At 66.1% G+C, this 13,793-nt stretch carries 11 protein-coding genes; 7 read left to right on the top strand and 4 right to left on the bottom strand.

Annotated elements, in window-relative coordinates; all coding sequences use genetic code 11:
- The first annotated feature begins 68 nt into the window (after positions 1 to 68).
- The 3 genes from uvrB to ACT3S2_RS12810 all read left to right on the top strand — a co-directional run bounded on the left by uvrB (position 69) and on the right by ACT3S2_RS12810 (position 4,792).
- On the top strand, positions 69 to 2,171 hold the full coding sequence (gene uvrB, locus ACT3S2_RS12820; protein WP_444553949.1) for an excinuclease ABC subunit UvrB: 2,103 nt from the start codon (positions 69 to 71) through the stop codon (positions 2,169 to 2,171).
- A gap of 196 nt (positions 2,172 to 2,367) precedes the next feature.
- Positions 2,368 to 3,399 (top strand): TerC family protein, encoded by a 1,032-nt coding sequence (locus ACT3S2_RS12815; RefSeq protein ID WP_444553948.1) that lies wholly within the window; start codon positions 2,368 to 2,370, stop codon positions 3,397 to 3,399.
- A 49-nt stretch (positions 3,400 to 3,448) separates the two neighbouring features.
- On the top strand, positions 3,449 to 4,792 hold the full coding sequence (locus ACT3S2_RS12810) for an MFS transporter (RefSeq protein WP_444553947.1): 1,344 nt from the start codon (positions 3,449 to 3,451) through the stop codon (positions 4,790 to 4,792).
- A gap of 14 nt (positions 4,793 to 4,806) precedes the next feature.
- Here ACT3S2_RS12810 and ACT3S2_RS12805 read toward each other — a convergent pair whose 3' ends face one another.
- Positions 4,807 to 6,147: an alpha/beta fold hydrolase gene (locus tag ACT3S2_RS12805; RefSeq protein ID WP_444553946.1), complete on the bottom strand. Its 1,341-nt coding sequence runs from the start codon at positions 6,145 to 6,147 to the stop codon at positions 4,807 to 4,809.
- Between the two features lie 140 nt (positions 6,148 to 6,287).
- On the opposite strand from ACT3S2_RS12805, the gene ACT3S2_RS12800 reads away from it, so the two are divergent.
- A complete protein-coding gene (locus ACT3S2_RS12800; RefSeq protein ID WP_444553945.1) occupies positions 6,288 to 7,142 on the top strand; it encodes a metal-dependent hydrolase in 855 nt (284 codons plus the stop codon).
- 37 nt (positions 7,143 to 7,179) lie between these two features.
- On the opposite strand, the gene ACT3S2_RS12795 is transcribed toward ACT3S2_RS12800, so the two are convergent.
- Entirely contained in the window at positions 7,180 to 9,714 is a 2,535-nt protein-coding gene (locus ACT3S2_RS12795) for a DEAD/DEAH box helicase (protein ID WP_444553944.1), read from the bottom strand.
- Positions 9,715 to 9,795: 81 nt separating this feature from the next.
- On the opposite strand from ACT3S2_RS12795, the gene ACT3S2_RS12790 reads away from it, so the two are divergent.
- Positions 9,796 to 10,593 carry a trans-aconitate 2-methyltransferase gene (locus tag ACT3S2_RS12790; RefSeq protein ID WP_444553943.1) on the top strand — a complete coding sequence of 266 codons (798 nt, stop codon included), beginning with the start codon at positions 9,796 to 9,798 and terminating at the stop codon, positions 10,591 to 10,593.
- A 48-nt stretch (positions 10,594 to 10,641) separates the two neighbouring features.
- On the opposite strand, the gene ACT3S2_RS12785 is transcribed toward ACT3S2_RS12790, so the two are convergent.
- On the bottom strand, positions 10,642 to 11,805 hold the full coding sequence (locus ACT3S2_RS12785) for a S1C family serine protease (RefSeq protein WP_444554049.1): 1,164 nt from the start codon (positions 11,803 to 11,805) through the stop codon (positions 10,642 to 10,644).
- Positions 11,806 to 12,404: 599 nt separating this feature from the next.
- Between ACT3S2_RS12785 and ACT3S2_RS12780 the strand changes: the two genes are divergently transcribed.
- A complete protein-coding gene (locus ACT3S2_RS12780) occupies positions 12,405 to 12,608 on the top strand; it encodes a hypothetical protein (RefSeq protein WP_444553942.1) in 204 nt (67 codons plus the stop codon).
- 18 nt (positions 12,609 to 12,626) lie between these two features.
- On the opposite strand, the gene ACT3S2_RS12775 is transcribed toward ACT3S2_RS12780, so the two are convergent.
- Entirely contained in the window at positions 12,627 to 13,298 is a 672-nt protein-coding gene (locus ACT3S2_RS12775; RefSeq protein ID WP_444553941.1) for an MBL fold metallo-hydrolase, read from the bottom strand.
- Positions 13,299 to 13,408: 110 nt separating this feature from the next.
- Between ACT3S2_RS12775 and ACT3S2_RS12770 the strand changes: the two genes are divergently transcribed.
- Positions 13,409 to 13,786 (top strand): GntR family transcriptional regulator, encoded by a 378-nt coding sequence (locus ACT3S2_RS12770; protein ID WP_444553940.1) that lies wholly within the window; start codon positions 13,409 to 13,411, stop codon positions 13,784 to 13,786.
- The last annotated feature ends 7 nt before the right edge of the window (positions 13,787 to 13,793 follow it).

The raw sequence follows: 13,793 nt of genomic DNA, 5'->3' as shown, positions 1-13,793 counted from the left end.
GCCCTGCGGGTTTAAGCCCTGAGCCGTAGCCGTGCACAGCCCTCGACGCAGAGCGTAGCCTTGGACCCATGAGTCTTGCCCAGGAGATCAACCGCGTCGTCGCCCCGTTCGAGGTCATCAGCGATTTCGAACCGGCAGGAGACCAGCCGCAGGCCATCGCCGAGCTTGCCGAACGGATCAACGGCGGGGAGAAGGACGTCGTCCTGCTGGGGGCCACGGGTACCGGCAAGAGCGCCACGACTGCCTGGCTGGTGGAGCAGGTCCAGCGTCCGACCCTGATCCTGGTCCAGAACAAGACCCTGGCGGCCCAGCTGGTCAACGAGTTCCGGGAACTGCTGCCGAACAACGCCGTCGAATACTTCGTCTCCTACTACGACTACTACCAGCCCGAGGCCTACGTCCCGCAGACCGATACGTTCATCGAAAAGGACTCCTCCATCAACGAGGAGGTCGAACGGCTGCGCCACTCGGCCACCAACACGCTGCTGACCCGCCGGGACGTGGTCGTGGTCGCCACCGTCTCCTGCATCTACGGTCTGGGGACGCCGGAGGAATACGTCGCCGGCATGGTCACCCTGCGCAAGGGCATGGAAATGAACCGGGACGAACTGCTGCGCAAATTCGTGTCGATGCAGTACGCCCGCAATGACATGGATTTCCACCGCGGGACCTTCAGGGTGCGCGGGGACACCGTGGAGATCATCCCGATGTACGAGGAGCAGGCGCTGCGCATCGAGTTCTTCGGTGACGAGATCGAGCAGATCCACACCTTGCACCCCCTCACCGGTGACGTGATCCGCGAGGAGGAGGAGATGTACATCTTCCCCGCCAGCCACTATGTCGCCGGGCCGGAACGGATGAACCGGGCCATCAAGGACATCGAGGACGAGCTGCAGGTGCGGCTGGAGGAACTCGAGGGGCAGAACAAGCTGGTGGAGGCCCAACGCCTGCGCATGCGCACCACCTACGATCTGGAAATGATGCAGCAGATGGGGTTCTGCAACGGCATCGAGAACTATTCGCGGCATATCGACGGTCGTGGCCCCGGCACCGCCCCGCACTGCCTGCTGGACTACTTCCCCGACGACTTCCTTCTGGTCGTCGACGAATCACACGTGACGATCCCGCAGATCGGCGCCATGTACGAGGGCGACATGTCGCGGAAGCGCACCCTGGTGGAGCACGGTTTCCGGCTGCCCTCGGCCATGGACAACCGTCCGCTGAAATGGGATGAATTCCTGGAGCGGATCGGACAGACCCTCTATCTCTCGGCGACCCCGGGCAAATACGAACTCGGCAAATCCGACGGATTCGTCCAGCAGATCATCCGACCCACCGGACTGCTGGACCCGGAGATCATCGTCAAACCCACCAAGGGCCAGATCGATGACCTCCTCGAGGAGATCCGGACCCGGACCGCGAACAACGAGCGAATCCTGGTGACCACGCTGACCAAGCGGATGGCCGAGGACCTCACCGGCTACCTCAGCGAACACGGCGTCAAGGTGGAGTACCTGCACTCCGACGTCGATACCCTGCGCCGGGTCGAATTGCTGCGTGAACTGCGGATGGGGGTCTTCGACGTGCTGGTCGGCATCAACCTGTTGCGTGAGGGGCTGGACCTGCCGGAGGTCTCCCTCGTGGCGATCCTCGACGCGGATAAGGAAGGTTTCCTGCGTTCGGGGACCTCGCTGATCCAGACCATCGGCCGTGCCGCACGCAACGTCTCCGGCCAGGTGCACATGTATGCCGACCGGATCACCGACTCCATGTCCCACGCGATCTCCGAAACCAACCGGCGCCGCGAGATCCAGGACGCCTACAACCAGGAGCGCGGTGTCGACCCGATGCCGTTGCGCAAGAAGATCGCGGACATCACCGACCAATTGGCCCGCGAGGATGCCGATACCCAGGAGCTGCTGAATAATCAGCGGTTGGCCAAGGGGGCCCGCCGCTCCAAATCCACCACCGACAAGGCCGAATCCCAGGTCCGACAGGACGGGTTGGCGGCGGCGCCGGCCGAGGACCTGGTGGGGCTGATCACCGATCTGACCGAGCAGATGCACGGGGCCGCCGCGGAACTGAAGTTCGAATTGGCGGCGCGACTCCGCGACGAGGTCGGGGACCTGAAGAAGGAACTGCGTCAGATGCAGCAGGCCGGCCACGCCTGATCCGCGACAGGCCCCAAGCGCAGTGGGGTAGGCTTGTGCCCGGCGTAGGGGAGTATCCCGAACACTGTGGACGTCAACACGCCCGGCAATGCCGCCGGGCCGGGCACAGTGGCCGATCCCGATCCCGGGCGGCGGAGAGACTTGCGGCAATGCCCCCTGTCCCCTGCCGGCGCTTCCTGCGCCCCGAGAGGTTACCGTGTCGGACCATCTGACCACCCAATTCGAAGTCATTTCCCTGGCCGCCCTGGGCCTGATCCTGCTGTTCGACCTGCTCTATGTGGTCAAGCGTCCCCATGAGCCTTCGATGAAGGAAGCCGGCCTGTGGGTCGGTTTCTACGTCACCCTCGCGCTCGTCTTCGCCGGGGTGCTCTTCTGGCAGGCGGGCCCCGACTACGGCCAGGAGTTCGTCGCCGGCTGGATCACCGAATACAGCCTGAGCGTGGACAACCTCTTCGTCTTCATCATCATCATGGCCCGCTTCGCCGTCCCGCGGAACTACCAGCAGGAAGTGCTGATGTTCGGCATCATCATCGCGCTGATCCTGCGCGGCGGGTTCATCCTGGTCGGGGCGACATTGATCGAGCACCTGACCTGGATCTTCTACATCTTCGGCGCCTTCCTGCTCTGGACCGCCTGGAAGCAGGCCACCGACAGCGACGACGACGAAGGTGAAGGCGAAAGCAGCCTGGTCGCCAAGGTGACCGCCAAGCTCCCCGTCGCCAAGAAGTATGACGGAAACAAACTGCGCACCACCGTGGGTGGAAAACGCATGTTCACCCCGATGGTGCTGGTCTTCGTCACGATCGGCATGACCGACCTGCTCTTCGCCGTCGACTCGATCCCCGCCATCTTCGGCCTGACCCAGAGCCCCTTCATCGTCTTCACGGCCAATATCTTCGCCCTGATGGGATTGCGCCAGCTCTACTTCCTGCTCGGCGGGTTGATGGAACGACTGATCTTCCTCAAACACGCCCTGTCGATCATTCTGGCGTTCATCGGGGTCAAGCTCATCTTCCATGCCATGCACGAGAACGAGCTGCCGTTCATCAACGGGGGCCAGGGCATCGACTGGATCCCGGACATCAGCACCGGTCTGTCTCTGATCGTCATCGTCGCCACCCTCGTGATCGCCACCGTCGCCAGCCTGCTCAGTCCGGCAGGCAAGCGCGCGGCTGCCGAGGCGCAGGCCAGGAGCAATGCCGACAAACACGACGAGGACGACATCTAGCCCCCGTCCCGGGGCCGCCGCGGCACCCCGGCGTTGGTAGGCTACAGCGGTGAGCGAGAACCAGGGCGCCGTTCCGGTGCAGTCAATCCCCGGAAACCACCAACGCCGGGTGGTCCTCTCGCTGTCCCTCGGCCAGCTCTTCAGCGGCCTCGGAAACGGTTCGGGGTTGGCCCTGGGATCGCTCATGGCAGTGGATCTGACCGGGAGCAATGCCTACGCCGGCGCCACCACGATGGCGATCTCCGTCGCCGGCGCCCTGACCGCCCTTCCGCTGGCCGGATTGGCCATCCGGCGCGGACGACGGGTGGCGCTCTCCGCCGGCATGCTCGTCGCCGCGCTGGGTGCCCTGGGAATGCTCCTGACCCCGATCCTTGAGAGTTTCCCGCTGCTCCTGGTTTCGGCCGCGCTGTTGGGGGTCGGAAATGCCGCCAACCTGCAGGCCCGCTTCGCCGCGACCGACCTCGCCGAACCGGCCACGCGGGGTCGGGACCTCGGGCTGGTGGTCTGGGCCATCACCATCGGCGCCGTCACCGGACCGAACCTGATCGGCCCCGGCGCCGCCATGGGCCGGTCCCTGGGCCTGCCCGATGAAAGCGGACCCTTCATCTTCTCCATGGCAGGAATGCTGATCGCCGTCCTGATCCTCAATATCGGGCTGCGGCCCGATCCGCTGGGCAGCTCCCGGGAACCGGGCACCCCGGCACCGGTACGGCTCTCGCTGGGCGGCGGCCTGTCGGTGCTGCGGCATAATCCGGCGGCCCGGCTCGGGGTCATCACCATCGTGATCTCCCATCTGGTGATGGTCGCCGTGATGTCCATGACCCCGGTGCACTTCAAGGACCTGGACGCCATCGCCGCGGGGGCGAGCGGGGGAGCCATGGCAGGGCACCATGCGAGCCTGGATGTCCTGGTGCTCATCGGGTTCACGATTTCACTGCATATCGCCGGAATGTATGCCCTCTCGCCGTTCATCGGGATCCTGGCCGATCGATGGGGGCGCCGGCAGACGATGCTGGCCGCACAGGCGGTGTTGGCCTCCTCGCTGGTCTGCTGCGCGGTGGGGGCGGCAAGTCAGCTGGCCGTCACCGTGGGGCTGGTCTTTTTGGGGGTGGGCTGGTCGTTGGCGACGGTGGCCGGCTCCGCGTTCGTCTCCGAAAGCGTTGAGCTCGGCCACCGGGTCCCCGTCCAGGGACTGTCCGACGCCCTCATGGGGGCCGCCGGGGCCATCGGCGCCGCCGGCTCGGGCCTGGTGCTCGCCTTCTGGGGCTTCAGCGGGCTGAACGTGGCCTGCCTGGTGCTGGTGGTGCTGGTCGGGCTCGGGGGAGTCGCCGAACTGCGTCGGCACCGTAGGACGATCCTCGAGGTCGGGTACGACGACGCCGTCGCCGGCTGAGCCGCCGGGAACCCTCAGTCAGGCCGACTGATGGCCGGCTCCGCCGATTCCGCGTCGGAAGGGGACGTCATGCCCAGCAGCCGGGCGAAGATGCCCGCCCCGTCGTCGGCGATTCCGTCATGGTGGAAGTCGGCGGTCTCCCAGACGCGTAGGCCACGGACCTTTTCTGCCGTGGCGCGGCTGATGTCCCGGTCCACGTACACGTCATCGGAGTACACGGCGGCCGCCACAGGCACCGTGGTGGCGGCGAGCTGTTCGGCGTCGTACAGGGCCGGCCACTGCTCATGATCCGCGAGGATCCGGGCCACGTCCTCCAACGGTCGGAGGAGGGGATCCTCCCGGAAGTACCAGCTGTAGACCATCTCCCCGGTAAGCAGGGGCTCGGCGGAGGCCGGATCGAACTCGGGGAACTCGGCGGCGACGCGTTCGGCGGCCCAGCGGGTGGCCCGCCCGTGCGCGTAGATCGATTCGTGCAGTAGGGCGTAGAGCGGATTCGGGCCCCGGCTGGCCTGCTGGAACAGCACCCCCGTGAAGGCATCCGACAGCCGGGGGCCGTCGGGGGTGGGGATGAACGCCGATTCGAAGACGAAGTGGAGCTGGTCCATCCGGGTGTTTCCGCCCAGGAACTGGCCCAGGATCTGGACGAGGCCACCCGTGACGCCCCGTCCGTCGGGGAGTTGCTCATGTTCCTGCTCGACGTGGCGCATGATCCGGTTCAGGACCAGGCGGTCCTCGGGATACCGGGCGAAGTACTCGGTGTTGCGCGCGGCCATGCGCGCATACGTGGCCCGGTAGACCTCTTCGGGGTCGCCGTCGACCGGCCCCAGGCCCCCGGTGACCAGACAACGGTCCAGCGATCCGGGGGCCAGCGACAGGTAGGTCAGGGTACAGAATCCCCCGAAGCTCTGCCCGAAGGTGCTCCACGAATCGATGCCCAGTTCGGCACGGATGGCCTCGGCATCACGCACGATCGAATCGGCACGGAAGTGCGTCAGATAGGAGGCCTGCGCCGCGGCATCACCCCGCAGTGGCAATGATTGCCGGTTGGCGGGGGTGCTCAGCCCGGTCCCGCGCTGGTCCAGCAACAGGATCCTGAAGGTCTTCGCTGCCTCGGCCATCCATCCCGTCAGCGAGGAGACCCGGGGGCTGGCAGCTCCCGGCCCGCCTTGCAGATAGAGCAGCCACGGCAGCTGGCCGGGGTCCTCGTGCTCCAGGGAGGAGACCTCCCGGGCGAAGACGGTGATGGTCTCACCATCGGGCCGGCCATGGTCGAGCGGGACGGTGAAGTAGTGTTCGGTGGCGCGGAGGCCGCGGAACTCGTGGGTGGCGGACACACGGTGCATCAGGGCGGTCATGTGATCAACACTACCGGCCCCGGCGCCGGCCCCCGACGTCCAATCGACACCGGGGGCCCCTAGGCTGGGACCCGCCGTGGCCGCCGGTCGGAGGCCGAAGCACCAACCCGTCTTCCATCGGATGAAAGAGAGCCAAGCCCATGATGGGAGGCCACCATGCTGCCAGTGGTGCAGCGGTCTGGATCGCCGTCACCACCCAGCCGGTACTGGGCTTGGGTCCGGTGGCGGAGTGGCTCTCCTTCCTCCCTGCCCGCATCCCGTTGGGTTTCGGCCTGCTGGAGGTCTCTGACGCCGGGGTGCTCGCCGGGGCGCTGGTCTGCGCCGGGGCGGCCCTGCTGCCCGACGCCGACCACCGACACGCCAGCATCGCCCAGTCGCTGCCGCCGGTGTCGAACCTGATGTGCGCCGGGATCGGCCGGGTGGCCGGGGGACATCGCAACGGCACCCATTCCCTGCTCGGGATCGCCCTCTTCACCCTGATCGCCCATGCATTGGGCCTCTGGGAGGTCCATTCCCCCCGGTGGGGAACGGTCTTTCCCGGGGCGGGACTGTCGGCGGTACTGCTGATCGCCTTTGCCCTGAAGGCGTTGAAGTTCATCCCGGATGCCATGCGCAAACTGCCGTGGGTGGTGTCCATTCCCGCCGGGGCCTTCGTGGCCCTCTTCGCCCCCGAGGAGCAGTACTGGTTCGTGTTGGCCGTGCTGCTCGGAACGGCGACCCATGTCCTGGGGGACCTGCTGACCGTCGGTGGCTGCAACCTGCTGTGGCCGCTTCGACTACGCGCGCCAAGTAAGCTGCGCAGACTCCCGTTGCTGCGCCAGATCTGGCGTCCCAGCGGCAGGCTGGCCGTCCCGGTCCTGGGTGTGGCCGGGTCCTGGCGCGAATGGTTGCTCTGCGTACCGGTCTCGCTCTACGCATTCCTGGGGATCATGGCGCCCGTCCTGGGCATCGCCGCGGCCAGATCCCAGCCGTTGTATGCCGCGTTCCTTCCCTGAGACACCACCCCGGGGCGACGGCGCCGGGGCCCGGGCCCTAGTCGAGCCGGCCCACACCAGTGACGGTCACCACGGCGGTCCCCGCCTCGTCGGAGTCCGCCAGATTGATCACGGCGTCAATGCCCCAGTCGTTGTTCCCGGCAGGATCCTTGAAGATCTGCCTGACCTTCCATTCGGTGGGGGACGGGGTGATGATCAACAGTTGGGGGCCGCGGGCGGCCGGCCCGTCATCGATGTCGTCGTGTTCGTCGAAGTAGTCGTCCATGGCGTCCGCCCAGGCATCGGCGTCGAAGCCGTGGTGCCCGTCGAGCTGGCCCAGGGTTTGTTCCTGCTCATCGGCGAAGAGCTGGACACGACGGAACATCTCGTTGCGGACCATCACCCGGAAGGCCCGCTCGTTCGAGGTCAGGCGTTCGGGCTTCGGCGGGGTGATCTGCGCCGAGGGGTCCTGGGGCATCTCCCCGCTGGAGAGCTTCTCCCATTCGTCCAGCAGCGAGGAGTCGGTCTGGCGGACCAGTTCGCCCAGCCACTCGATGAGGTCCTCGAGATCCTCACGCAAGGCATCGCGGGGCACCGTCTGGCGCAACGCCTTGAAGGCATCGGTCAGGTAGCGCAGCAGGATGCCCTCCGAGCGCGCCAACGAATAGAAGGCGATGTACTCCCCGAACGACATGGCCCGTTCATACATGTCGCGGACCACGGATTTGGGGGCGAGCTCGAAATCACCGAGCCAGGGGGCCCCGCTGCGGTAGGTCTCGAAGGCCTCGCCCAACAGTTCGGCCAACGGTTGCGCATAGGTGACTTCGTCGAGCGCGTTCATCCGCGCCTCGTATTCCATCCCCTCGGCCTTCATCGCGGCCACGGCTTCGCCGCGGGCCTTCTTTTCCTGGGCGTTCAGTACCTGGCGTGGCTTCTCCAGGGTTGCTTCGATGACCGAGACCACGTCGAGGGCGTAGCTGGGTGAATCCCGGTCCAGGATCTCCAGGCTGGCCATCGCGAACGGGGAAAGCGGCTGGTTCAGCGCGAAGTTCTCCTGCAATTCAACGGTCAGGCGCAGCATGTTCCCGTGTTCGTCGGGCTCTTCCAGACGTTCGACCACCCCGGTGGCCAGGAGCTCGCGCAGGATTCCCAGGGCCCGACGCAGCAGGGCACTCTGTCGAGCCGGCGGCTCATGGTTTTCGGTCAGCAGCTTGCGGGCCGCGACAAAGGAGTTCCCGGGGCGCTCCAGCAGATTGAGCAACATCGAGTGGGTGACCTTGAACGACGAGGTCAGGGGCTCGGGGGTGGAGGCCACCATCTTGTCGAAGGTCTTCTCGGACCAGGAGACGAAACCCTGCGGCGGCTTCTTCTTGACCACCTGGCGTAGCTTCTTCGAGTCATCGCCGAACTTCGCGACGGCCTTGGTCATCGACTTCTTGTTTTCGATGGCGAATTCCGGGGCCTGGACGACGACGGTTCCCGCCGTGTCGTAGCCGGCTCGTCCGGCCCGGCCGGCGATCTGGTGGAACTCGCGGGCATTCAGCGGCCGGGTGCGGATGCCGTCGTATTTGGAGAGTGCGGTCAGCATCACCGTGCGGATGGGGACATTGATGCCCACCCCGAGGGTGTCGGTGCCGCAGATGACCTTGAGCAGGCCGGCCTGGGCCAGCTGTTCGACCAGTCGGCGGTATTTGGGCAGCATGCCGGCGTGGTGGACCCCGATCCCGTGACGGACCAGGCGGTTCAGTGTCTTGCCGAAGCCCGTGGCGAAACGGAACCCGGCGATCAGTTCGGAGATCCGGTCCTTCTCCTCCCGGGTGCACACGTTGATGCTCATCAGGGACTGGGCGCGTTCGATGGCTTCGAGCTGGCTGAAGTGCACCACATAGACGGGAGCCTGCTGGGTGGACAACAGTTCCTCCATGGCTTCCTGGACCGGCTCCTCGGAATAGTAGTAATGCAGGGGGATGGGGCGCTCGGCGTTGGCCACCGTCGTGGTGTGCCGACCCGTGCGCTGGGTGAGTTCGTCCTCGAAGCGGGTGACGTCGCCCAGGGTCGCGGACATGAGCAGGAACTGCGCCTGGGGCAACTCCAGCAGCGGGACCTGCCAGGCCCAACCGCGTTGCGGGTCGGAGTAGAAGTGGAACTCGTCCATCACCACAGGGCCCAGATCGGCGTCGCCCCCTTCGCGCAAGGCGATGTTGGCGAGGATCTCCGCGGTGCAACAGATGATCGGAGCGTCCTGGTTCACCGAGGAATCCCCGGTGACCATCCCGACGTTCTCGGCTCCGAAGATCTCACAGAGGGCGAAGAACTTCTCCGAGACCAGCGCCTTGATCGGCGCCGTGTAATAGCTGCGGTCCCCGCGGGCCAACGCATGGAAGTGGGCGGCGACGGCCACCAGGGATTTCCCGGAGCCGGTCGGGGTCGCCAGGATGACGTTGTTGCCCTCGACCAGTTCCATCACCGCCTCGTCCTGCGCCGGATACAGGGAAATCCCGCGATCCTCCGCCCAGGTCAGGAAAGCGGCATAGGTCGATTCGGCGGTGGCCCCACGCGGCGGGGAATCAGGCAGCAGGTCAGTAAGATTCATGGTCCCTCCAGCCTATCGTCCAGCGACCCCGGCGTCGGTGTGCACGCGTCGAACCCGTCGAGGCCGGAATAGGGTGGGGCCATGAAATGGAACCCCGCCAAGTACGTCCAATTCGCCACCCACCGCGACCGCCCCTTCTTCGAGCTGATCGCCCGGATCGAAGAAGACGCCCCGAGGCGGGTCGTCGACCTGGGTTGCGGTCCGGGTCCGCTGACCGCCGCACTGGCCGATCGGTGGCCCGACGCCCGGATCACCGGGCTGGATGCCTCACCCGAAATGATCGGGAAGGCCACCGCGGATCATCAGCGGCCCCGTGTGGACTTCGCCGAAGCCGACGCCGCAACCTGGACTCCCGAAGCGGAAACCGACGTCCTCATCAGCAATGCGATGATGCAGTGGATTCCCGGGCACGGGGAGCTCATGGCGGGATGGCTCGATGCCCTCAAGCCGGGCGCGTGGTTCGCGGCCCAGGTACCGGGCAACTTCGAGGCCCCCTCGCATGCGTTGATGCGAGGACTTGCCGCGGAAGCGCAGTGGGCGGACCGCTTGCAGGGATTGGTGCTGCGCAAGGACGCGGTCGCCGAACCGGAGACGTACCTGCGCCTGATGTTCGACCATGGTTTCGAAGCAGACGTGTGGGAGACCACGTACGAGCAGATCCTGCACGGTCCCGACCCGGTGCTCGACTGGGTCCGCGGTACGGCACTACGCCCGATCCTCTCGGTGCTGGAGGATGCCGACGCCGCGGAGTTCGAGGCGGAGTACGCCGCGCTGGTCCGTGAGGCCTACCCTCCCTTCACCGGCCCGGATGGCGGGGAACTGACGGTCTTCCCCTTCCGGCGCATCTTCATGGTCGGGCGCAAGGAGGACCGGCGGTAGGCATGGAGGCCCGCATGAGGCCGATAGGGCCGCGGTCTTGGCACCGGCCTAGCCGCCGGATTCGTTGCACTGCTGCGGATCCCCGTAGGGGCTACGTGCACCGTTGATCAGCCAGTTGAGTCCGTCCCAATGCATTTTGTACTCGATCGCCCAGTCTGAACAGTCCTGCTGGCCGTCCTTGCTGTCTTCAGTGTCCTGCACCGTTTGTAGCTGGACGAGGGCCACCAGGTCGTCGCCGTGTCCGCTGACATCAACGACGTTGAATCCGAGCCAGTACGACGAGGCCAGACCTGCCTGCCATGTGCCCAGTCCGCCCATGCCCTCCTGCATTTCAGGAGTGAAAAAATCGAATGCCGCCTCGTAGGCGCCATCGTTGATGCCCTGACCGTGGATCTGCAGGCTCTGGGCAATGTTCATGGCCTGATCGTGCTCTGAGTCGATGGAGACCTCGACCTCGACGCTCCGGGCCAGGGCATCTTCGCACTCGGCAGGCCGCACCGGGACGTTCCGTTGCTGCCATGCCTCGACTGCTTGTGCCGTACGGGGTCCGGAGACGGCATAGGCCATGCCAGCGACGGATCTCTCACTGCGGCGGTCCGGACGCATGCTCATGACCCCTGCAACCGAGCCGTCCCGGGTGATGAGAGGGCCACCGCTGTTCCCGGGGTTGACCGGTGTGTCTGTCAGGACGAAGTTGCCGGAGTCCACTTCGGATTCGGGCGCGCCTCGTTTCAGCCCGCTGACCGTTCCCTTGGAGAAGGAAAGGTCGTCGCCAAAGGGGAAACCCAGCGCCGCCACCTCGGTCCCGACGGGTGGATCCTCCTGCCGCAAGGTAAATACATGGCCCGGGGCGGTGTTGTTCAGGCGCAACAAGGCGAGATCAGCGTTGTTGTTCACTCCCATGACTTGAGCCCCGGAGAGATCGCCGTCGATCTGGGTCGTGACTGAAGTTGCCCCCTGTACGACATGGGCTGCCGTCACGAGCAAGTCATCCGCGACCAGGAAACCCGAGCCGGTCCCTCCACCGTCACAGGTGACGACCTGGATTTTTGCCAGGCCGCTGGTGACGTCCTGTGCCGTCTCGGGCCACGTCGCGACCGACTCACTCGAGGCGGCTGGTGTAGTGGGTGGGGAGCTTGGTGGTGGGGATGGAGTTTTCGGTTCCGGTGCGGAGGAGGTCGCTGGTGACGAGGGGGCCGCAGGTCTTGGCACATCGGCTTGGGGTGAAGCAGTCAGGGCCGCTCCGCCGCCTGATAAGGCACTGCAGCCGGTGATGGCAGTTCCGATGATGGTTCCCAACGCGATCAACTGATACGTTTTTCCGGTCCGGGGCTTCACGTCGGCTCACTCTCCTTGTCGTCGGAGCCGCCCGGGCAATCTTGGTGGACAGCGCGAAAGTTGACTTAGCTTAGAGCGTTCTGCCGGCTAGGACCAGTGTTCAAGGGATCCCGTTCTACGGGGGCTGGTGAAGGGCGCGGCCTTTAGTCAGCGGACCACGTGGTGACCGATGGTGGGAGGAGTGGCTGCGGAATCTGGGGGGCCCGACGCCGGGGGTATCTGTTGCCGCACGGAAGTGTCTGCGTATGGACGGCGCCTGCCCTGGGGTGCTGCCCTCGGGAACTTGAAGTATCACCGAGGCTTCGAAACCCCCGGAATGGGGAGCCGTGGGACGTCCCGTCCAGCTACAGTTCCATGGTCGGGAACCGTGGCCCGACCGGGAGGCCTCCGCGCAGTCAAACCTTCCCGTGCCGTGTCCGGGGTGGTAGAGCTGGGGTCAGCAGCGACGGAACACCGCACAGGAGGAACCGGCCATGGAAAACCCACTACCCCGCGCCTACCAGAGCTATCTGGAGGGGGCCGAACCAGCCTTCCTCGATACCGTCCGACCCGTCATGCAGGAATCCGTGGCCGAAGGCGAATACGGGGTCCTCGTGAGATTCCTCGGATCTGGCGTCCAGGCCCTGGTGTCGGAGACGGTCCCGTTCGGAGAGGTCCGGGAACTGCATAACGAGTAGGGGGCGCCAGCCAGCCGTCTACCAGCCGCGCTGTTTCCATTCAGCCAGTTGCGGGCGTTCCGCGCCCAGGGTGGTGCCCTTCCCGTGACCGGGATGGACGAATGCGTCATCCGGGTACTGCCCGAAGAGACGCTCAGAGACGTCCTCATGCAGGGAGGCAAACCGGGAGGGGTCGCCATCGGTGTTCCCCAAGCCTCCGGGGAAGAGGCTGTCACCGCTGAAGATATGCGTCGGGCCCGAGGGGTCCTCATACACGTAGGCGATGGAGCCGGGGGTGTGTCCACGCAGGTGCACGGCCCGCAGATCGAAGCCGTCGAAGTTCCCGATATCGTCCTGGCCCAGGACCACAGCGGGTTCGACTCCCGTGGCCGCCCGGATCCCTTCCACGTCGTCGGCCCCGCAGGCCGTCCGCACGCCGGTCTCATCGGCCAGCTCGCGCAGCGCCCGGACGTGGTCCCAATGCTGGTGGGTGGTGGCGATCAGCTCAAGGTGCGGGGTCACCGCCGCGTCCTCGGCGGCCTCACTGATCAGACCGCGCAGTGCCGGTGCGTCGGCGGCGGCATCGATCAGCACCTGCGCGCCGGTCTGCTTATGGGTGATGAGGTAGGCGTTGTTGTCCATCGACGAAACGGACACGCGGCGGATGGTGACCTCCGCCAGGTCATGCAACAGCGAATTCTCTGGGCTCATGCCGCCAGCCTAGGCGCTCGCCGGAGCGGGGGAAAAGCGCCGGCGGGTACTGTGGGGGGCACCCGAAGCCACGGCCAGCGATGACCGGCCCGGATCCCCGAGGAGACCCAGTGAACGACGACGTCTTGGATTTTGTCGCCATCAGCAAGGACGTGCCTGAGAACCCGTATGACCAGATCCGCCAACAGATCCTGGAGGCCATCGGTTCGGGGAAGCTGGTTCCGGGAACCCGGCTGACTTCGGTCCGGGCGCTCGCCGGACGACTGGGGGTCGCCGTGAACACGGTGGCCCGGTCCTACCGGGAACTCGAACAGGCAGGAGCAGTCCAGACCCGAGGGCGTCACGGGACCGTCGTCCTGGCCACGGGCTCCGAGGGCGACCGCAGACTCGCGTCCGCGGCCCAGGAACTGGCCTCGCAGGCCAGGACCTGGGGCGTGGGGGAGGACCGCGCCGTTGAATTTCTGCGGGCCGCCTTCCGCGTGCAGTGAACACCGG

This window comes from Arthrobacter sp. AOP36-A1-22, from assembly GCF_052377615.1.
Lineage (GTDB): Bacteria > Actinomycetota > Actinomycetes > Actinomycetales > Micrococcaceae > Arthrobacter_H.
This window is presented reverse-complemented; position numbering and strand designations above follow the sequence as displayed.